The organism is Tenacibaculum sp. E3R01, assembly GCF_003318185.1.
GTDB classification, from domain to species: Bacteria; Bacteroidota; Bacteroidia; order Flavobacteriales; family Flavobacteriaceae; genus Polaribacter; species Polaribacter halocynthiae.
This window is the reverse complement of the sequence record NZ_QOCC01000008.1, coordinates 19,628-39,478: the sequence shown is the minus strand read 5'-3', so window position 1 is coordinate 39,478 and position 19,851 is coordinate 19,628. Positions and strand designations below refer to the sequence as shown.

The window sequence follows — 19,851 nt, the reverse complement described above, 5'->3', positions numbered from 1 at the left end:
AAAGTTAATTTAGGCGATTTTCCTCCTAGTTTAACCAAGTAACTTATATTTCTTTAATTTTATCATTTTATTTCTTCCTTTCCTGTTATTTGCCAATAATAAACCATTCATCGATACTTTATACCTTCTCATCAAATACCTATACAAAGTATTTATACCTTAAAGTATATTTACAGTATAGTTTTAAAATTTGATTTTTCATTTTTAGTAAATAGTTTGGTTAGTAAGAGAAAGAGGTATTCCGCGGGGGGCTACTTCTTTTTTTTAGTATAATTATATAACTCAATCAACTGAAAATATTTAATTTATCTCAAATACTACTACTACTTCCATACTACATTTTCAATAATTTAAAATTTATCTTTTATATTTAAGTAATAATATTAGGACCCGTGGGGACGGGCTTGAGGTTAGGTTGGTCTATTTTTCTTTTATAGGAATAGACCAACTATTTTTTATTTTTTCACTTCTTCTTTTAAATTCATATATACATAATATACCTTTCATCTACACAAATCTTCTTTTCATCAAATACTTAAGTTGTTAACTTCAATCTTAAATTATATTTACTGTATAGTTTAAAATTTGATTTTTCATTTTTAGTAAATAGTTTGGTTAGTTAAAAAAAGAAGTATTCCACGGGGGGCTACTTCTTTTTTTTTGCATTATATCTATATGCTTACAACATAAGTAATACATAAATGTTGTATCACTCCACTTCTTTCATTATTTTTTAAATTTAAGAGTAGGGTTAATATTTTTTAACTTGTTATATAAACTTTCCCTCCCTTTTTTAATAATGCTCCTTCGGGAGCTTTTTTTATGCTTTTAAATTTATCGTTAAAAAATTTCTCAATCACTTTAAAAATATTACGAGATCGTTTGTTTTTATTTTTTATCTCTTTGTTACTAGTAAATTATAACTCCTTTTTTTATCATAAAAAACATCTCTTACAAGGTATTTTTATATTTACTAAATAAACATCAGATATAAAAATCTACTCATTTTGAATAGAATTACGTACATATTATTTTTGACTGGTTTTAGATCTAACCTTTTTTTCAAAACATTTTTTTTCCCCTTCTAAAGTTCCTCTATAATATTTATTGTTTTTTATAAATAAAATTTCTCCATATTTTCCTTTTTTTATACTTGAATCTACACCAAAAATTTTATTATCATATAAACTTACCACTTCTTTATTAGAACAATGACCTACTATAATATGATCTGAATTTATTGATTCTAATATATTAGTAATCTGTTTGTCTTGTAAATTATCATTAAAATACCCACGATACCATATTAAACTTTTCTTACCATAGTATACTTTATAAAAATCAGTACTTTTCATCTCTTTTTTACTCCTATCAATTGATTTCCTCATTAAACTATTTATCTCTTCAAGATTAAAATCATTTTGAGATATAAAATCTTTTGAAATACCTCCATGAACAAATACATTGTTATTAATTTTAACAATAGTAGACTTTGACCTTAGCCATCTTCCAATAACTGTTCTATTATTGTACAATTCATTATACTTTAAACCAAGCAAATCAGATGTTTTTTGATATTTTTTATTAATATATCTCAAATCTTTATGAAGAACCATATATTCATGATTTCCTAATAAAAAATGTACTTTACCTCCTCTTTTATCTGCTTGTTGCTCTAGTTTATAAATTAAAAGAAGCATTTCATTTACCTTATTTCCCCTATCAAAAATATCGCCTACAATTACCAAATGACCTTTACCAAACTTCCAATTTAATTTTTTATCTATTATTTTATTTGCTTTTAATAACTTAATAGCTAGTTCATACTTTCCATGAATATCACTTAATGCAGCAATTTTTCTAATATTTTTAAATTCTGATTTATTTGGTAAGAATATTGTGTCATAAGAATTCTTCTTTAACACTTTTGTAAAAACCTGATTCTCTATTATTTTTTTTTCTATTAACTGTTTTTCTTCAATAAAAATATAGGGGCCATCATTTAATTTAAGTTTTTCATTTTTATAACTGCCTTCAGAAGTTATCGCTTTTTGACCATAAACTTTTGATAAACTAACAAGAAGGATTACAATGTACACATAGGTTTTAAGCATAGATCTCAATATTATTAACAAATGATTACAGCAAATATACTTTCTTTTAATTTTCCTCTTATCAATACAAATATCTATATCGTTAAATACTTTATTATTGGCTTCAATCTTATTCTAAAGTCACTTATTTCATAGCCCACAAATAAGTAAGGTAAAACCTTACTTATTTTACGGTTTAATCTTCTTTTTTAAATAATCTAATTTATAAGTTTGAGAAACTTTAAAATCTTATATCATGTTAAGCAACATTTCAACATTAGGATCAGTATTATCAAAACAACAACAAACATTAATTTCTGGTGGAGGTACTACATGCCCTTGGGCATGTGAGGAAGATGGTAGATGTTCACCATGTCCATTTTAATTAAATTATCTAAAAAAAAAGCGAACAGTAGTTCGCTTTTTTAATATTTTTATTTGTAATAATTTCACAATACTCATTATTTTCTTCTTATTTTAAAATTATTTTCTATCTTTAAAAAATAATGTTTAAGACCCGTGGGGACGGGCTTAAGGTATAGGGTGGTCTATTATATTTTTAATAGATCACCTGCTTTTTTATATGCTCATACATTTATGGGACTATCTAAAACACTACTTAACCTATTGATTTTCAGTACACTTTTTAACACTTCTTTTTACTGGTTTTCACGTAGTTATTTACTGGTTTCTACTTATATAATATTGATGGATTCCACCTATTTGTTTTGTTCTTTATTTTTATGAAATTAGTAAAGTAACTAATGACTATTCTATTTCTGCGTATTAACTATATTAAATTTATTAAAACCCGTCCCCCACACACAAAAAGTTAATACGCAGTTTTTTTAACTTCTCTTTTATACTTTTCATAAATACTATCATTAATTTTTCACTTTTTTATAGAACATTAATAAAACAATACTCCGTTCATCTATACAGAATTGCTTTTAATCAAAAATTAATAATACTTGCTTCAATCTTAAACTATATTTATTTGGTAGTTTTAAAAATTTATTTAGCCCTTCCCCACAAAAAGACCTTAATATTATTCTTAACCGAATAAACATTAAGGTTTTTTAAATTTTATAGGTACTTCAGAAAAAGTTTTTCTATTTCTTTAATATATAACTTTACCGTCTACGTCTTCTAACTATTGGAGGACTATATATATTATACTCTAAATGAAGTTCCTTTGATAAACCATTTGCCATTTTTTCAGCTAAATCTTTTTTCCTAGTTATCATTAATAAAAACTTACTTGAATGATTTTCATTCAATAAAACTATTTTATAAATTTCTGAACTTACAGCCAAATCTGGATTTCCTGCAGATACGAAAGCAAATTTCTGAGTTCCAGAACTTGATAAAACACTTACATCTGTAATATTAGTTAATTCAATATTTTTCATCAAAAATGGAAATCCAAATATAAATTGAGAATACTTTAGTTTACGTTCCTTTATTACAACTCCTTGTTTACTAAAAAAAGTGCAAAAATATATACAGAAATTGGTAAAAAGGCTATAGCTATATAATCACTCCTTTTTGTATTCATTTCTTCACTAGGAATTAAACCTAATAAATAAAGCACCCCTATTCCGAATGTAAAAATGAAGAAAAGAAAAAGCATTAATTTTTGATGACTAGTAAATTTTGAGTTAATTATTATTTTTTTCATTTATTTTTTTATCAGATATATCAAACAAAAACTTATCACAATTACATCTATTGACTAACATGTTTTTAAAGAACAAAGAAGTACTATTTCTTTTATCATATTTATTTTCTAACTATACAACATATTTTTTATGTTTCAAAAAAAACAACATGAAACACTAAAAAAACAACCACTTAACACCATACAAATGTTATTGACCGAATTAATCAACTACTCTTTACATTTATACTAGATATTTACAGTAGTTAATTAAAAATAATCAATCATGGCTTTACAAATAACAGAAAAAAAAGGAATTTTTTATTTAAAAGGTAAAATCAATTGTTCAACTGTTAGATCTTTCATTATTCATTTTGAACATTATATTTTACAAAATAGATGTACGACTATAAACATTGATAAAATCAAAGAAATTGACTCTGATGGATTAAAAGCTATAAAAACATTAACGGCAATAGCACTTAGACAACAAAAAATATTTTCTACTACCGGATACAATACAAAAGATATATATGATGATTTTGAAAATTGGGAAGTAGCATAACAGTCTTCTATCTACTCTTTTCACTTAGTTAATTAATGGTTATCCCTTAAATCAATATCAGTATTATCCCTTATTTATAATACCATTTTTTATCCATTAATTTACAAAGTCTTAGGAGACGTCCTTTTAGACTTTCTTTTTCATAGCAATTTTCCCACTCAACTTTGAGTGGGTTCTTTTTTATAACACATACAGTTTGTTTCTTATTAATAGTTTCCTTTTCAATAAACTCCATTACTGAATATTTACTTACTTTTTATTATACTATAATTTAATTTAAATCTTACTTTCAAATGAACTCTTGTTCATTTGAAAGTAAGATTTAAAAAAGATTGACTAACTACTTTTATTTTTTACTCAACTACTTACCTAAATACAGCCAATACACTATACATCAAAAAATTACACTTACACTCGTTTCATCAAATATTCAAATTATTTAATTCTACCTTAACTTAATAAAAAGCATACTGTTCAACGATACAAATGTCCAGTTAATCGAATACTCAAATTGCTTCCTAAAAATCTTAATTATGTTTGCTGGCAGGTTTAAAAACTTGATTTAAACCAAAATTTACATTAACCAATTTAAGTACTTAAAGGTTAGAACAGTTGACTGAATTAAGGGGCGGTTGACTGTTTTTTTCAATCCCTTATACCTTATTTAATAATACTTAGTTGTATTTAATGAGAGTTTTTTCTTTATATATTACGTTTATACAATTTCTAATATTGTGCTGCTTCATTTTTTTAAATTTGGATAATGAAAATCTCACAATGGTTTAATATACTTCTTCTATTAAACACCTTGACAATCGTTCAAATTATTTCTTTTATTTGGTTTCTATACAAAGTATAATCGTACCCTAACCGTAAAGGTTTTTTAAATTGGTAATCCTATTATTATTTATTTCTCGTTACTTTTTTTTATTTTACTTATAGATAACCTACCATTTATCTATACAAAATTTCCTTTCATCAAATACTCAAATTATTTACTTCAATCTTAAACTATATTTACTGTATAGTTTAAAATTTGATTTTTCATTTTTAGTAAATAGTTGGTTAGTTAGAAGAAAAGAGGTATTCCACGGGGGGCTACTTCTTTTCTTTTTTAATACTGTTTTACTCTTTGTTTTGTTTTTAATTTATAAAAAACAGTTATGAACAACTTAAAACTGAATTTATAGAGACAAGAAGAGTTTCTACTTTTATTAAATATGTTTCATTTTATTAGTATTTCTTTTTTTGCAGTTCCCTTATACAAAATTGCTCCTAACTTTAAATACTTCCAATACTATTACATATATGGATATTTTGTCCCTATAGCTCAAGGTAGTTTTTGTTTTATCTACTGTTTATTTATTCGTTTATACATTTATCATTTGCATTTATGAAGTTTCATTACTTTCCTCTTTATTTTTCATTTCATTTGAAAAATTTAAACTTTTATATTATGTTAAAAAACATTAAAAATTTAGGCTCTGAACTAAATAAAACTGATCAAAAATCTATTAATGGAGGTAAAGACACAAATCCCTTCACTCCTTGTTATTGTAATGGTGCTTTAATTGGTTTAGGTCTTAGTCCAAGAGACTGCTATTGGAAATGTATGTTCACATATTAAATTTAGATAAAGAAAGGAACTGTAATGGTTTCTTTCTTTTGTTATAATAACTACAATTATTTTATTACTTATTTACTTAAATCTTGAACATAAAAAAGCACCTTAAAAAAAGTGCTTTGTGGTAAGTTTATTTATCGAGTTGTAATGGATTTATTTATTTTTTTTAATTCTAGCTAATTTATTTTTTTTCAACTCTTTTGAAATACCATTCTTTAATTCTAAATAGTTACCATAAGTAATTGATGTTAATTTATATTCAAAATCTTTCCCGTACAAATTTAATTCTTTCCATTTCAAATTTACATCACCTCCTCCTTTTTTTTCTATCTCTTTCATTGCTTTTAAAGAAGTTAAGGATATTTCTTTCTTTGTACTTCCAAATATTGATTTAATTTTAAAGTGCGATTTGGTAATCTCTAACATGTCAACCTTAAAAATACAATAAAGACTATATATTCCAGCTATCAAAAAGATCAATGAAAAACATAAACTCAAAAAACTTTTTTCATAAATCCCTACATATATAAAGTTCCCTGCAATAATAATAGCTCCAATTCCTCCAATAATTAAGATTAAAACTGAAAAGACATTTATTTCAGAACGTATTGTAATTTTATTAATCATTAAAAATATATTTTCAAATAAGAATATCTGTTTATGAATATAAGCTATTACATATTTTTTATTCAAAAATATTATTTAAAATTTTCTTACCACAATTATGTCAATGAGCTTCTTTCGTTTTTTAGGTATCGGAGAACCTACACTTATTTTATAATCTTTTTATTAAAATTTTGGATATAAAAAACACCTTATATAGGTGCTCGGTGATAAATAACGTTTTTAAGCTATCCACTTAAATTATTTCGTTAAATTTCTTTGTTCTATATTGCTTTTTTTGAAAGTTTTCATAATTATTAATCATTTGATATTTTTTAAGAGATTTAAAAAAATCAAACTCTAAAGAATAATAATTCAATGTTAATGATACCTCATTTTCTATTCTTAAATAATTATTCTTTTCATCTACAATTAAATTACTTTTATTACAAAACGTATTACTATTTTTTAAATACTTTTTTTTAACCCTTTCTTCTATTTTAGGTCTATTAACTGTAGTTGGGAATAAATACTTAAAAAAAACTAATTTTTTTTTAAAAAAATGTAGTTCAACTATAATTTTATGTGAATCCAATTTTGTCTTATAAAATATAATATCACATAGCTTCTTGTTTACCTTTAACCTATATGGTACATCAATATTTTTTTTAGCGTCATATAAATCCACACCAAAAAATATTTTGGAAGAATGATTAATTATTTCAGAGGTTTTAACAGATTTAATTTCCCCTTTAAACTCTTCATATAAACTATAGTAATTCTCTATTTTTTTATATTTATTGATACATCGATTAAAATAACTATTATAATATTGTCTTTTATTAATTAATTGGTTAATTTTTTTTTGGACTTTAAGCATAAATTTAAATTATTTACAAACTATAAGTCCCCCCTAATCAGATAAATATAGTGTTTTTTTTCATTCACTACAAATCTATGTATGAACTTGTTAATCATGAAGCTAATCTTTATTAAAAAAAACAACTTCACACGAAAATATCTAAGGCTCGTGATAACGGACTTAGGTTTACTTGATTTATTCTCTTTTATTTTAAATAGGCCAGTTATTGTTTTATAAATCAAACTACTTTTGCTCTTTTACATCATTTTTAACATATTAATTTCATCAAAACCATATGCATTGTTATCTGTCTTTTTGGAAAGTTTTTTATTTCATTACATACTCTAACTTCATATATAGAAACCAACTATTCATCGACATTAATATTCCTTTCATCAAATACTCAAATTATTTACTTCAATCTTAAATTATATTTATTGTATAGTTTAAAATTTGATTTTTCATTTTTAGTAAATAGTTTAGTTAGTTAGAAGAAAAGAGGTATTCCACGGGGGGCTACTTCTTTTCTTTTTTAACATGCCTAAATACTGTAAACCTACTTAGTTTAGATTTAAAAAAATATTTTTACATGTTTTACTATAAGTTTCTGATATTATTTTTTTGTGTTATCTTTTTGATTATTTCACTTTTAAATACAATCAAATCTTACAAAATTAATTACAAATTTGGTTTAATTTTAAAATGAATTGGCTTCATTATTTTATTAATCTTATTAGTATTAAGAGTTCTATAGAAAATTCTCTCACTACACTTATTTTAATATTCGCTTTTACATTTATTAACTATGTATGTGAAACATGATCCTTTCCCTGTTTTTTTATTTTTTGACAAACTTTAAATTATAAATCATGTTAAAAAAAATTTCAAATTTTGTTCAAAAATAGATAAGAGTGAACAGAAAAAAATCTCTGGTAAAAAAGCTTGTGGACCATCTACTAACTGTATTATTTGCTGGAGCTGTAGCACCATAATATTCAATGTATTCCCTGAAACAGTAACTGACTATTTAAAATATACAAGCTGGTGTCTTAAGGCTGGTGGTAGTATAATTGGACATCAATAAAATAAATATTATCATATCTAGTTATATTTATAAAAATATGGCTTTTTACTTAATGTTTCACCTTATTATGTTTTTGCTAATTTTGATTTATGAAAAACAGCTATGATCAACTCCAAATTGAATACTTAGGTACTAAAAAAGTTTTACTATTTTTTAAATACACTGCTATATTTATTGCTTTTATTCCACTTGCTAAGCTTATTTCTGAATTTAACTATCATTATATTTATTCAAGAATTGGTGTTTTTTATGCAATGGATTATAATTTATAATCTAGATATTTTGCAATTTAAAAAACTACCTCCATCAAACTAATTTTGGCATTTATCTATTAATAACAATACTATTTGCTAATATTAGTTAAATAAGGTTTAACCTTACTTTTTTTACTATTTTTAAATAAATTATCATTTTTAAACTTGTTAGATTTGAGAAACTTAAAAATCTATAGTATGGTAAAGAACATTTCAAACCTAGGTACAACCTTAAACAAATCAGAACAACAATCCATTAATGGAGGAGATAGAAATTGTAATGGTGGTAGTTGCGCAACCTATGATTATCCTTTTGGCATTGACGTTACAATTGAACAATATTTAACGATTCCTATTCAATTTCAATGTTGTGTAAGAGTTTCTCCTTTTTAATAATCAAAACCTTTTTAATCAATACCATTTTCTTAGATTTAGGAAAATGGTATAACTGCTTTTAGTTTAATATTTGATTTATGGTTTATCCTTACTTTCTGTAAGGTTTATTTTTAAGAAACTGACTACCATAATGTTATTTTTGATAAACTAAAAATTTTAAATCATGCTAAAGAACATTTCAAAATTAGGTACAGCCTTAAACAAAGCGGAACTTAAATCTATTAATGGTTCAAGAGGTAAACACTGTACGAGAGAACAATCTAACAATGGCTGCATAGATGTGTTTTCACAGAGAGTATGTCTTTGTCCTTTCTAAATTATAGCGGGTTAGTCCCGCTTTTTTTTCACCATTTATTTACACTTATTTTAATTTACTTAAATCTTGGACATAAAAAAGAACCTCAATTTGAAGCTCTTCTGGTAAGTTATATTTTATAAAAATATAACTCTAAGTATTATATAGTTTGCTAAATTAGTAATCTATAAATTGGGATTCTATTCTAACTTAGAAATAACAAGTATTTAACAGATAACATTTTTAATTAATTATTTTATTAACAACTTCCGTTAATTTTTCATCACTTGCTCTATCACAATCATGCGATGAGATATAACCTTCATACTTCTCAAAGTATTTTACCTGTTTTGATAAAAAAGGCTTCCAAGTTTTCAAGTCTGAAGTACCATGCATCGGGAACAGTTTAACATGGGTATGATCAACTCCAAATCCTTCCATTATCAGTCCTGTTCTACCCACATCATCTAATTTCTCATCTAATAGTTTTCCCACTTGTTTTGCAGCGATTATTAATTTTGATAATTCTTCATCCTTTAAATCAAAACAATAACTACTTAAGTGTTTTTTCGTTGCTACAACTGTAAAACCTTCTGTATTTGGGAAAATTGAGAGAAATGCCAAATGCTCTTCATTTTCCCAAATTTTAAAAGCAGGTGCTTTTCCATTAACTATATCACAAAAAATGCAATTACTCATATTTTATTAAAATGTTATCTAACTATGGAATTTACTTACAAGTAAACAAATATCCATAAATGTATTTCTACAAATTTAATTGATTTAAAATCAATTAAAAATTTACTTACCACAATTATGTCAAAGAACTTTTCAGTTTTAAGAATCTGGAAATCTACAGATTTGTTAATATTGCGTAACCATTATTCCAAACATCAATTTGTTTATATCTCAAAAATTCTAGTTGATGGCATTTATCACGATCTTCTAAAACTATTTTTCCATGCTTCCTTGTAATATATTCATAATCTGAAAAACAAACGTTAGTAACTTTAATTCCTCTTTGCATTTCCGCAACTGCTTCCGATTTTAAAAGTGGGTATTGATCTTCCATAACTACTTTTTTAGTTTAATTCGTTTATACATTTATTCTTTGCGTTTATGAAATATCATAGTTTACCGTGTATTTTTTATTTTTTTTTGATAAACTTTAAATTTTAAAAATCATGTTAAAAAACATTTCAAATCTGGGATCTACCTTAAATAAATTAGCTCAAAAAAATATATTAGGAGGAAAAAACATTTTAGGAGGAATAAAATTAGAATTCGATTGTATTTCTCATGCTCACTTTTGTAATAACGCACACACTTCAAATGCAGATTATGATGAATGCATGGCAGACTGTGGTTGTGAATAATTCATTTAAAAGCGAACTTCGGTTCGTTTTTTCTTTACTTGTATTCTTCTTACCACATATTTTATGATATATTAATTATATTTGACTAAAAATTTTCAACTATGACTAATAACAAGAAAAGATATGACTATAAATTTTTCCTAGGTGTCTTCGTTGGCATTATAATATTTAAAATATTTAATATGTTTTTTTAAGAGTATTTTATTAATACTTAAACTACAATTTTAAAGTAACTACATCAATAGCCTCATTAATCATTTAATGGTTTTCAAAACTTAAACCTCCTTGTTTGTTTAATTTATTTAATACTTCAAACATTTTGGAGCTGCTGAAATCATTTGCTCCTGTCTTAATCCTTCAATTACCTCTTTATTTGTTTTTTTCATTTTATATTGTTTTTACGTAGCGGAATAGATACTGTTTTAAAGTTTATTTATATTTGGGGTATGATTAACTATATTTTGAAATGCTTTCTCTTTATTGCTATTACTTTAATTATTCAATTTATTTTTGAAAAATTTATTATCAACTCTAATAAGAAATTAAAAAGGTGGTATCTTAAAGATAAATTTAACTTAACATATTTGTTAATTGCTTTAATAGTCTTATTAACATTACATGACCAATTCTAACTACACTTATTTTAATATTTGTTTACTTAAATCTTGGACATAAAAAAACACCTTAAAAAAGGTGTTTGTAGTAAAATAATATTTAACAACAATGTTATTTGTGTATTTTTTTTCCGAAATACCTTGTATCAGCAACACTAATTATTTTCCATATGTTATCAAATTTCATCAATATAAAAGCATTAGTTCCAGAGTGAGAAAATTGATTGTTACGGTAAAAGTTATAGGGCACCCAAGCCATAGCCAATTCTCCATCAATGTTGATTCTCACATCAAAAATCTCTTCATCGAGGTCGTCTTTTGTATTATTTAACCAATTCTTAATCCTATCAAGTTTCCCTTCATCTACAGGTTCTTCTATCTTTTTGGTTGAGTTTCCTAATGAATCAATACTTATAGTGTAACCAGCGGCGGTTTTTTCCCAAGCGCTAATTGCTAACTCGCCATCTTTTTGGCGCATTCCATTGTGGAATCTTAAAATAGCATTAAGCACCTCTTCTTTTTCACTAGTAGAATCAATGATAAATTTAGATTCTTCTTTTATAATTTGTTTTTCCTGCGCTTTTAGAGCTTTTTCTTGATTAGTTTTTGAGTTACTACAGCTTACAATTGCTAATAAAACAAATACTAAAATTAGTTTATTCATATGTCTTTATTTAATGTTATATAATTTGTTTTTACACGTATAAAATACGTCGTTATACTACCTATTACTACAGAAATCGACGTACATATATGTGATTATCTTTCCGACTAAATTAGATAAATAATTATTTACTACAATTATGTCAATGAACTTTTACGGATTTTTTAACAGTTCCGATTCACTACTGTTTTACGAGTTTTACATTTTTAGGGTTCAACCCTAATTCATTTGCTACAAAACTCACTCTATTTTTTCCTACAACTGTACTTGCACAATGAAATGAAAGTTTAGTTTTATAGTTGTGTCTTTTTTTACTGTGAAATTCGATATATCTATAATCTATTTCATGCTGGAATGGATACTTACACCAAACCTCTATTTTCTTCCAGTAAATTGCTTTCATAATTCTACAGTTTTATTTTAAAATTTATGTGACTTATTATTTTTATTTGAGTCTTAATTAGTAAATAAAATTTATTCACTTTTAGTAAAAATTTAATAAGTAAAAAAGAACAAGAAGTATTCCGTGGGGGACTGCTTCTTTTCTTTTTTCTACGCTTTTCACGTAAAAAACTAATGTTTTTTTTACTTAGTTGATTTTCAGAGCTTTGAGTATTCTTCATTTTAAAAAATATTTGTTATTTCGATCCGACTTGAACAATAAGTCATTCATTAACAGTATATAGTTATTAGTAAAAGTTAAGAAGTTCCGTGGGGGGACTTCTTTTCTCTTTTAACTACTGTTTTAAAATTAATTATACATACACCTATTTATTAGGGTAAACCATTCTAAACCTGTTTTATATTCGATTGGTGATTTGGGGGAATTATAAATCAGAGTAAACATTTGGAATCTCCTTCGGGAGATTTCTTTTTTATATTCTTCATACTACAATTAAAATGACATCTATTGATTTCAACTAAACTAAATCTTTGACTATAAAAAAACATCTCGTTTGAGATGCTTGTGGTAAGTTTTTTTACTTAACTTATTAATTAAAAAAACTGCCATTCTTTAGCTTAATAACATCTAAAGGGCTCAAATTAATACTTATATGAAAGTCATTCATCAAGTCATTTATAAAATCATTATAATCATTAAAGTTTTTTTTCAACTCATTAAAATTAGACTCGCTTGCTTCATGTAAATGACCTATCTCTTTAGGATGCATTAATTCATCCCTTTTGGCTTTAAGTTTTTTTAAATCATATAGTTTAGAACTAAAATACTTTTGCTGTCTTTCTTTCTTATTCCAAGTCTTACAAATTTGTTTAAAGGTTTTTTTAAATTTATCAATAAAACGTTAATTATCATCGTAACCTTCATATTTATCTAAATTATTAAGCCCAAAAATATCAGCTTCTATTATCGAAAACAACCCCTTTAAAGAGGCTCGGTACAATGCATCAAACTTTTTTTTATTATTAATACTTTCCTCTGTAATCATCAACAACTCTTTATAATCACTACGAATGACATTGTGAATTCTTTGATAATTTTTCATTGAAGCACTAGCTTTATGGAATTCTTCAATAGTTGTGAATTTTTTGGAATGTTTGCTCATATAATATTTTAATACTCAGATAAAAATATGATTTTTTATCCGTAATCTTACTTACCACAATTATGTCAAAGAACTTTTCCGTTTTTTAGGAATCGGAGAACCTACAGTTTTTGGTATATTTTATATTGCTACTTATTTTCTTTGCCTTTACATAATTACCTTTCATCGATACATATCTTCCTCTCATCAAATATTTTAATTATTTACTTCAAGCTTAAATTATATTTACTGTATGGTTTTAAAATTTGATTTTTAGTTTTTTAGTTAGTTTGAATAGTTTAGAGAGAAGAAGTACTTTAGAAGGGTTGCTTCTTCTCTTTTTTATATCATAAAAACCTTAAATCAATATATTGATATTTGTAACAGTTTCTAATATTTTGTTTTGTAGTCATCAGTAAAATACAAAATAACTATACTTGAAAAGCTAACTTTCAAAAAGCATCATTTTTTCTAGCATCTTCCTACGGAAAGAAAAAAAAACACTAATCTAATGGTTTTCAAGTACTCAACTAAGTAAAAACCATTAGTCTGTATTCAAGGATTCCCCGTATTGTCCAATTTATTCTTTTAATCTAAATTGCAATAAGTTTGAAATGAAAATTTCAAGTAGCTTAATATTTCAAGGGGAAAATTCCTACTCTCACAAGGGTAGGAATTTTTATTTAAATACATTAAAGAAGAAATTTAAATGATTTAAAGAAATTATTCATTGAATCATTTTCATCCTTGCTTGGAATTGTCATTACTTGAAGTGATATCTGTAAATTTTGTTTAATAAATGTTTTTTGTTTAATTACTATTAAACCTCCTTTAAAACTTTCCTTTACTTCTATTCCCTCATTACCAGCTATAAATACTTTCTTCTCACTTATTAATTTAGACTGTCTCCCTAATAAAGCTTTTTTAATAACGTTTGAATAGTATTCATCTAATTTAAATCCACTTGTTTTAGTAATATCCTTTGGATATTCCATAACAGAAATCATATATATTAAGTTGTCATCATTTTTAAGTTTTGGCTGATATAATTCTATATAAATATTTGATTTACCATATTCAGTTGAAGTTTCCATTTCACGCTTTTCAGCTTTCATAGGAAATTTGATTTTATAAATTTTTTGACTCTTTATTACTTCTTTCTGATTAATAACCTTAGGCTTAACTCCAATAAGTTCAAATGATTCAAGAAATTGATTTATCCCAACATTAAAGTTATTTTTTTCTTGTGTTCTTACACTTAAAATATACATTCTATTATCAACTAAATAAAACCTTGCTCTAAACATAATTTTATTATCAATGTCTTTCCATCTAAATTCTCTCCCAACATGGCCTAATATATCTAGATTAAAAGTGCCTAACAATTGTATACTTTCAGAATTAATATTTGTTGTTTGTGCTCCGTTAAACAAACCATAAATATTTTTTACACTTAAAGTATCAGTAAAACTTTTAGGATAATCTATGTAACTAACGTTATAAGATAAATTATCCCCATTCTTATATTCAGTATTAAATGATGTAATCGTTATTTTTCCAGAATCAGTATCTCCTGTTTTTTTTGTTATTTCAGGGCTTTTAGGGAATAAAATTTTAAAATTACCTTTTTCATCATGAAATTTACTAGCTTTATCTTGAGCGTAAGTTGATGAAATAATTATAAAAAAACAGCTTATTAATATTGAATGTATTTTCATTTATTTAAGTTTTAACTTAATTGTATTTTATGTGTTTATTTAGTTAGTATTGTTATTAATTCTTTATTATAAACTTTATTGTAAGTTATTCCATTATGCCCTTGATTTTTTAAAGTAATAAGATGTATTCTATCATTAAATTCTTCTTTTAACTTTAAGGAAGATTCATAACTGATAACAGTATCACTATCACCATGAAAAATTGTTATTGGCATTTTGCATTTTTTTAAATACTCATTAGTCATAAATTTATATTTTAAAATAAATGAAGGTATGTATGAAAAGTTTTGCTTCACTATATCTATTAAATTGTAGTAGGGAGCTTGTAAAATCAAATGTTGAGCATTATTATTCGATGCTAATTTAGAAGCAAGTCCTGTTCCTATTGAATAACCTAGAATTATTATATTTTCTTCACTGTATTCCTTTTTTAGTGTATTATATACTAATTGATTATCCTCAAATAATTGTTGCTGATTGATTATTTTCCCTTCACTTTTTCCATACCCTCTATAATCAAGAATAAAAATATCATAATTTAAATCTGTATATACTTTAGCTATATTCCCCCAAGAATCTAATGCACCTGCGTTACCGTGTAAATAAAAAACAAGTCCTTTAGCTTTAACAGACTTAAATAAAAGTCCATTTAAAAAATTACCATCTTTAGTATTAAAATAAAGTTCTTCAAAATTTTGGTCAAATTTAAACTCGTAATTGTTATTCAACTTTTCAGGAAAAAAGATCAATTTTTCTTGAAAAAAGTATAACCCAACACATGTAAAAAAATATAATCCTGATATTAATTTTAAAAAGTTTATTAATTTTCTTTTCCTTTTTTTAGTCATATATTTTTTATAAAAAACAAATAAGAGTTTTAATAGAAATCATATGAGTAACTATTAGTCATCACTGCAAATCTAATGGAATTTCAATTAAAAAAAGTTACTTAAAATAAGTAAAGTAAAAAAAACATAACAACCTCTATAAAAACTAATTATAGTTAATCATAAACTGTTTTTTTTTGATTATTATATTATTTTTTGTAACTTAGGAAGGTTACTTAATTTTTTTCCCCTTGTACGTTAAGTTAACTTTTTACCCTCTACTTTAAAAAAGTAGAGGGTTTTTAGTACTTAGCTAAAACTTAAATTTTAACCACACACATCTACTATGTTTTTTGATACTTAAAGACATAAATTTAAGAGTAAAGATTAAAAAAAACGTCAAAAAAACACAAAAAGCATAAAAAAAATTATCTTTTATTAATACTATTACAATTGCGGCATAGTTATTGATTTAACATTGCTTTAACAATTTATTCATAAACTATGAAGGACTATCTACTATTAATTACGACAGATTTGAGGGGATGATTGTTATTGAAAAAGGAAATAAAAACCGGAGCTATGCTTCGGTTTTTTTATAATATTTAAATACTAAATAATTAGAGTTAGCTACCCTATAAAATAAGTAGAAAAACTAGAAAAAAAGCCATAAAAAACTCACTATGAGTTTGCAAAAAAAATTAGATTTAACACTTTTAACAAAGCTAAAACCGCTTAAAAAAGTTAAAATATTAAACTAAAAACACAAAAAAACCATAAAATCTCAAACAAAAACGAAATAAACTGTTAATTTCTTTGAAAAAAAAACTAAATAAAGTACTTTCGGTACTTGAAATATTATATTACACCTAAATACAGAAGAATGAAAAAACTAGTACTTTTAGCCCTCATAGGAGGTATTATACTTTCATGTAAGAAAGAACCTGTAAAAGATTATTTAGTTATTTCCGGGTCAATTGACAACTTTAAAAAAAGAGATGTTAAATTACAAGGATTTGGATTTGAAAAAAAGATAAAATTCGACAAAAAAAATAAAACTTTTATAGATACTATAAAAATAGATAGAGAAGGTTATTATAAACTGATTGTAAATAAAAAACCTATAAATCTATATTTAACAAAAACTGAAGACACTAAACTTCTTTTTGATTATAAGAAATTAGATGCTATTAATTTTGAAGGAACTAATGCAGCTATAAACAATTACTTCATTAAAAAAGGTAAAGTATTTACAAGTGAAATAGGTAATCTTAGAAAGTTACTTGCTCTTGATGAGGAAGCTTTTTTAGAAAAAGTTGACACTTATAAAAATTCTTTAACTGATTTAGCAATGGGTAGCCAGTTACCTGAATCTTTCTTAAAAAAAGAAATTAAAAATATTGAGTATGAATATTTAAGAGATTTATATCAATATCCAGTATATCACCCTATTTTAATTGGTGATGATGAGTTTGTTGTTTCTGAAAACTTCCCATCTGTTTCTGATAAAATTAGCTACAATAATGGTGAAGATTATATTAACTCGGCATATTACAGAGAAATTTTAGTTGGAGAGATATCAAAAAAGACAAATTCAAAATTAACAGATACTGGAGACTTCTTTTTAACTTATATAGAAACTGTTCATAATGAAGTTAGTGATTCAATCACTAAAAATGATCTTTTATTTAATGAAAAATATAAAGGATCTGCTCAAGCTGGAATTACATATACTGAAGATCCTGAAGTATATTATAATAAGTTTTTAAAATACTCTTCTAATCAAAGTCATAAGGACAGAATTGGTGAAATATACAATTCACTAAAAATTACTGCAAAAGGTAAACCTTCTCCTAAATTTGATAATTATGAAAATTATGATGGAACTAAAACTTCTTTAGATGATTTATTAGGTAAAGGAAAGTATGTTTACATTGATGTTTGGGCCACTTGGTGTGGTTTCTGTAAACGTGAGACTCCTTTACTAAAGAGACTTGAAATGCAATATCATGATAAGAATATTGAATTTGTAAGTATTAGTGTTGATAACATTAATGCGAAAGAAAAATGGAAACAAACCATTGACCAAAAAGAAATGGGTGGTGTACAATTATTCGCTGATAAATCTTTTGGTTCTGAATTTATTAAAAAATACGCTATCAAAGGATTACCTAGATTTATAATGATTGACCCTGATGGAAATATTGTAAGTAGAAATGCTCCAAGACCATCTGCTGGTGAAAAGCTTTTAAATATGTTTGAAGAACTAGGTATATAAAACTTTACCTCCTTAATTTTATATTACAACAACATGAAAAAATCCGCTTAATAGCGGATTTTTTTTATACAATAATTATTTTTTTTAAACTTTAAAACCTATTATCTCCATCTAAAATATCTCCAATACCTCCCAAAATACTACCTTCTCCTCTATCACCCCTACCAGTTTGAGGTGCCATAGATAAAACTCTACCTGCTAATCTACTAAAAGGTAATGATTGAATATATACTGTACCAGGTCCTCTTAAACTTGCAAAAAACAACCCTTCTCCACCAAAAATAGTATTCTTTATTCCTCCAACAAACTCAATATCATAATCTACATCTTGAGTAAACCCTACAATACAACCAGTATCTACTTTTAACACTTCTCCAGGTTGTAATACCTTTTTAGCCATAGTTCCTCCTGCATGAATAAACCCCATTCCATCTCCTTCCATCTTTTGCATAATAAAGCCTTCTCCTCCAAACAAGCCTCTTCCTAACTTTTTAGAAAACTCTATTCCTATAGAAACTCCTTTGGCAGCACATAAAAATGCATCTTTCTGACAAATAAATTTCCCTCCAAATTCAGATAAATCAACGGGGATAATTTTACCAGGATAAGGAGAAGCGAACGATACTTGTTTCTTCCCATATCCAACATTCGTAAAAACTGTCATAAACAAACTTTCTCCTGTAAGAATTCTTTTTCCTGCTGAAAAAATTTTACCTAGTAACCCTTTTTCTTGATTAGATCCATCACCGAAAATAGTATTCATTTTCACATCTGTATCCATCATCATAAAACTTCCACTTTCAGCAACAACACCCTCTTGTGGATCTAGCTCAATTTCAACGTATTGCATTTCTTCTCCAAAAATGCGGTAATCAATTTCGTGTGCATTCATAATAATTAGTTTTTAGCTATTAGACTATGATATTTGTAATTTGTTACTATTTTACTTTTAAACTCCACTCATATTTAAATTGCGAGACCGAAACACCCTCTTCATTAATTCCCTCAGAAGTAACAATTACAGTTTGCCCCTCTCCAGTTTCTATCGATTTTTTTATAGCCTCTCTTATAAGCATTCCATCATTACATTCAAATCTTATTTTACCAATAGCTTTTTTAGTAAAAGTTCCACTCATATTTGTTACCAACATAGATATTTTTCTATTTGATTCACTTATTTCTTTCATCACCAAAATACCTGTTGATAATTCAGATGCCATTCCTTGAACTGCCCAAAACATAGATTTGAATGGGTTCTGATTCATCCATTTATAAGTAACAGACACCACTGAATTGGTATCTGAAATTGATTTTACTCGTACTCCTGTTAAAAAAGCTGAAGGAAGTTTAAAAAATAAAAAGGCATTAATTTTTCGGGGTGTATACTTCATTTA

At 25.4% G+C, this 19,851-nt stretch carries 22 protein-coding genes; 7 read left to right on the top strand and 15 right to left on the bottom strand.

Annotated elements, in window-relative coordinates:
* Positions 1-1,028: 1,028 nt before the first annotated feature.
* The gene (locus tag DS884_RS01000) at positions 1,029-2,114 is read right to left on the bottom strand and encodes a metallophosphoesterase (protein WP_113785435.1); all 1,086 of its coding nucleotides are present in this window, start codon (positions 2,112-2,114) and stop codon (positions 1,029-1,031) included.
* Positions 2,115-2,349: 235 nt separating this feature from the next.
* On the opposite strand from DS884_RS01000, the gene DS884_RS18700 reads away from it, so the two are divergent.
* Entirely contained in the window at positions 2,350-2,478 is a 129-nt protein-coding gene (locus tag DS884_RS18700; protein ID WP_255405269.1) for a hypothetical protein, read from the top strand.
* A gap of 748 nt (positions 2,479-3,226) precedes the next feature.
* Here the strand turns inward: DS884_RS18700 and DS884_RS00995 are convergent.
* Positions 3,227-3,508 carry a hypothetical protein gene (locus tag DS884_RS00995; RefSeq protein ID WP_158530807.1) on the bottom strand — a complete coding sequence of 94 codons (282 nt, stop codon included), beginning with the start codon at positions 3,506-3,508 and terminating at the stop codon, positions 3,227-3,229.
* Between the two features lie 50 nt (positions 3,509-3,558).
* Positions 3,559-3,774, bottom strand: a complete 216-nt coding sequence (locus DS884_RS00990; protein WP_113785433.1) for a hypothetical protein — start codon at positions 3,772-3,774, stop codon at positions 3,559-3,561.
* 265 nt (positions 3,775-4,039) lie between these two features.
* On the opposite strand from DS884_RS00990, the gene DS884_RS00985 reads away from it, so the two are divergent.
* Both DS884_RS00985 and DS884_RS18365 read left to right on the top strand, forming a co-directional pair.
* Complete coding sequence (locus tag DS884_RS00985) at positions 4,040-4,318, top strand: hypothetical protein (protein WP_093871930.1); 279 nt, start codon at positions 4,040-4,042, stop codon at positions 4,316-4,318.
* Between the two features lie 1,456 nt (positions 4,319-5,774).
* Positions 5,775-5,945, top strand: a complete 171-nt coding sequence (locus DS884_RS18365) for a hypothetical protein (protein WP_158530806.1) — start codon at positions 5,775-5,777, stop codon at positions 5,943-5,945.
* 150 nt (positions 5,946-6,095) lie between these two features.
* Here DS884_RS18365 and DS884_RS00975 read toward each other — a convergent pair whose 3' ends face one another.
* Both DS884_RS00975 and DS884_RS00970 read right to left on the bottom strand, forming a co-directional pair.
* Positions 6,096-6,569: a hypothetical protein gene (locus tag DS884_RS00975; protein WP_113785432.1), complete on the bottom strand. Its 474-nt coding sequence runs from the start codon at positions 6,567-6,569 to the stop codon at positions 6,096-6,098.
* A 232-nt stretch (positions 6,570-6,801) separates the two neighbouring features.
* Positions 6,802-7,425, bottom strand: a complete 624-nt coding sequence (locus DS884_RS00970) for a hypothetical protein (RefSeq protein WP_113785431.1) — start codon at positions 7,423-7,425, stop codon at positions 6,802-6,804.
* Between the two features lie 1,155 nt (positions 7,426-8,580).
* On the opposite strand from DS884_RS00970, the gene DS884_RS00965 reads away from it, so the two are divergent.
* Both DS884_RS00965 and DS884_RS00960 read left to right on the top strand, forming a co-directional pair.
* Entirely contained in the window at positions 8,581-8,763 is a 183-nt protein-coding gene (locus tag DS884_RS00965) for a hypothetical protein (RefSeq protein ID WP_113785430.1), read from the top strand.
* A 180-nt stretch (positions 8,764-8,943) separates the two neighbouring features.
* On the top strand, positions 8,944-9,138 hold the full coding sequence (locus tag DS884_RS00960) for a hypothetical protein (RefSeq protein ID WP_113785429.1): 195 nt from the start codon (positions 8,944-8,946) through the stop codon (positions 9,136-9,138).
* Positions 9,139-9,679: 541 nt separating this feature from the next.
* On the opposite strand, the gene DS884_RS00955 is transcribed toward DS884_RS00960, so the two are convergent.
* Entirely contained in the window at positions 9,680-10,135 is a 456-nt protein-coding gene (locus DS884_RS00955; protein WP_093871935.1) for an HIT family protein, read from the bottom strand.
* 154 nt (positions 10,136-10,289) lie between these two features.
* Positions 10,290-10,508: a hypothetical protein gene (locus DS884_RS00950; RefSeq protein ID WP_113785428.1), complete on the bottom strand. Its 219-nt coding sequence runs from the start codon at positions 10,506-10,508 to the stop codon at positions 10,290-10,292.
* A gap of 112 nt (positions 10,509-10,620) precedes the next feature.
* Between DS884_RS00950 and DS884_RS00945 the strand changes: the two genes are divergently transcribed.
* Complete coding sequence (locus DS884_RS00945; RefSeq protein ID WP_113785427.1) at positions 10,621-10,812, top strand: hypothetical protein; 192 nt, start codon at positions 10,621-10,623, stop codon at positions 10,810-10,812.
* A 726-nt stretch (positions 10,813-11,538) separates the two neighbouring features.
* Here DS884_RS00945 and DS884_RS00940 read toward each other — a convergent pair.
* From DS884_RS00940 to DS884_RS00915, 6 genes are all read right to left on the bottom strand, one after another.
* The gene (locus DS884_RS00940) at positions 11,539-12,090 is read right to left on the bottom strand and encodes a hypothetical protein (protein ID WP_113785426.1); all 552 of its coding nucleotides are present in this window, start codon (positions 12,088-12,090) and stop codon (positions 11,539-11,541) included.
* A gap of 181 nt (positions 12,091-12,271) precedes the next feature.
* Positions 12,272-12,493 (bottom strand): hypothetical protein, encoded by a 222-nt coding sequence (locus DS884_RS00935; RefSeq protein ID WP_113785425.1) that lies wholly within the window; start codon positions 12,491-12,493, stop codon positions 12,272-12,274.
* Between the two features lie 589 nt (positions 12,494-13,082).
* Positions 13,083-13,262, bottom strand: coding sequence for a hypothetical protein (locus DS884_RS00930; protein WP_113785424.1), 180 nt, complete (start codon positions 13,260-13,262; stop codon positions 13,083-13,085).
* A 132-nt stretch (positions 13,263-13,394) separates the two neighbouring features.
* The gene (locus DS884_RS00925) at positions 13,395-13,655 is read right to left on the bottom strand and encodes a hypothetical protein (protein ID WP_113785423.1); all 261 of its coding nucleotides are present in this window, start codon (positions 13,653-13,655) and stop codon (positions 13,395-13,397) included.
* A gap of 671 nt (positions 13,656-14,326) precedes the next feature.
* Positions 14,327-15,352 (bottom strand): hypothetical protein, encoded by a 1,026-nt coding sequence (locus DS884_RS00920; protein WP_113785422.1) that lies wholly within the window; start codon positions 15,350-15,352, stop codon positions 14,327-14,329.
* 35 nt (positions 15,353-15,387) lie between these two features.
* Positions 15,388-16,200, bottom strand: a complete 813-nt coding sequence (locus DS884_RS00915) for an alpha/beta hydrolase (RefSeq protein ID WP_113785421.1) — start codon at positions 16,198-16,200, stop codon at positions 15,388-15,390.
* An 862-nt stretch (positions 16,201-17,062) separates the two neighbouring features.
* Between DS884_RS00915 and DS884_RS00910 the strand changes: the two genes are divergently transcribed.
* Positions 17,063-18,457: a TlpA family protein disulfide reductase gene (locus DS884_RS00910; protein ID WP_143032741.1), complete on the top strand. Its 1,395-nt coding sequence runs from the start codon at positions 17,063-17,065 to the stop codon at positions 18,455-18,457.
* A gap of 91 nt (positions 18,458-18,548) precedes the next feature.
* On the opposite strand, the gene DS884_RS00905 is transcribed toward DS884_RS00910, so the two are convergent.
* Together DS884_RS00905 and DS884_RS00900 are read right to left on the bottom strand one after the other, a co-directional pair.
* Complete coding sequence (locus tag DS884_RS00905; protein ID WP_113785420.1) at positions 18,549-19,349, bottom strand: TIGR00266 family protein; 801 nt, start codon at positions 19,347-19,349, stop codon at positions 18,549-18,551.
* 46 nt (positions 19,350-19,395) lie between these two features.
* Entirely contained in the window at positions 19,396-19,848 is a 453-nt protein-coding gene (locus DS884_RS00900) for a DUF4442 domain-containing protein (protein ID WP_113785419.1), read from the bottom strand.
* Positions 19,849-19,851 lie beyond the last annotated feature (3 nt).

Excerpts from the sequence above, each read along its gene's own strand:
- DS884_RS01000 (WP_113785435.1), bottom strand. The coding sequence starts at position 2,114 with ATGCTTAAAACCTATGTGTACATTGTAATCCTTCTTGTTAGTTTATCA.
- DS884_RS18700 (WP_255405269.1), top strand. The coding sequence starts at position 2,350 with ATGTTAAGCAACATTTCAACATTAGGATCAGTATTATCAAAACAACAA.
- DS884_RS00990 (WP_113785433.1), bottom strand. The coding sequence starts at position 3,774 with ATGAAAAAAATAATAATTAACTCAAAATTTACTAGTCATCAAAAATTA.
- DS884_RS00985 (WP_093871930.1), top strand. The coding sequence starts at position 4,040 with ATGGCTTTACAAATAACAGAAAAAAAAGGAATTTTTTATTTAAAAGGT.
- DS884_RS18365 (WP_158530806.1), top strand. The coding sequence starts at position 5,775 with ATGTTAAAAAACATTAAAAATTTAGGCTCTGAACTAAATAAAACTGAT.
- DS884_RS00975 (WP_113785432.1), bottom strand. The coding sequence starts at position 6,569 with ATGATTAATAAAATTACAATACGTTCTGAAATAAATGTCTTTTCAGTT.
- DS884_RS00970 (WP_113785431.1), bottom strand. The coding sequence starts at position 7,425 with ATGCTTAAAGTCCAAAAAAAAATTAACCAATTAATTAATAAAAGACAA.
- DS884_RS00965 (WP_113785430.1), top strand. The coding sequence starts at position 8,581 with ATGAAAAACAGCTATGATCAACTCCAAATTGAATACTTAGGTACTAAA.
- DS884_RS00960 (WP_113785429.1), top strand. The coding sequence starts at position 8,944 with ATGGTAAAGAACATTTCAAACCTAGGTACAACCTTAAACAAATCAGAA.
- DS884_RS00955 (WP_093871935.1), bottom strand. The coding sequence starts at position 10,135 with ATGAGTAATTGCATTTTTTGTGATATAGTTAATGGAAAAGCACCTGCT.
- DS884_RS00950 (WP_113785428.1), bottom strand. The coding sequence starts at position 10,508 with ATGGAAGATCAATACCCACTTTTAAAATCGGAAGCAGTTGCGGAAATG.
- DS884_RS00945 (WP_113785427.1), top strand. The coding sequence starts at position 10,621 with ATGTTAAAAAACATTTCAAATCTGGGATCTACCTTAAATAAATTAGCT.
- DS884_RS00940 (WP_113785426.1), bottom strand. The coding sequence starts at position 12,090 with ATGAATAAACTAATTTTAGTATTTGTTTTATTAGCAATTGTAAGCTGT.
- DS884_RS00935 (WP_113785425.1), bottom strand. The coding sequence starts at position 12,493 with ATGAAAGCAATTTACTGGAAGAAAATAGAGGTTTGGTGTAAGTATCCA.
- DS884_RS00930 (WP_113785424.1), bottom strand. The coding sequence starts at position 13,262 with ATGCATCCTAAAGAGATAGGTCATTTACATGAAGCAAGCGAGTCTAAT.
- DS884_RS00925 (WP_113785423.1), bottom strand. The coding sequence starts at position 13,655 with ATGAGCAAACATTCCAAAAAATTCACAACTATTGAAGAATTCCATAAA.
- DS884_RS00920 (WP_113785422.1), bottom strand. The coding sequence starts at position 15,352 with ATGAAAATACATTCAATATTAATAAGCTGTTTTTTTATAATTATTTCA.
- DS884_RS00915 (WP_113785421.1), bottom strand. The coding sequence starts at position 16,200 with ATGACTAAAAAAAGGAAAAGAAAATTAATAAACTTTTTAAAATTAATA.
- DS884_RS00910 (WP_143032741.1), top strand. The coding sequence starts at position 17,063 with ATGAAAAAACTAGTACTTTTAGCCCTCATAGGAGGTATTATACTTTCA.
- DS884_RS00905 (WP_113785420.1), bottom strand. The coding sequence starts at position 19,349 with ATGAATGCACACGAAATTGATTACCGCATTTTTGGAGAAGAAATGCAA.
- DS884_RS00900 (WP_113785419.1), bottom strand. The coding sequence starts at position 19,848 with ATGAAGTATACACCCCGAAAAATTAATGCCTTTTTATTTTTTAAACTT.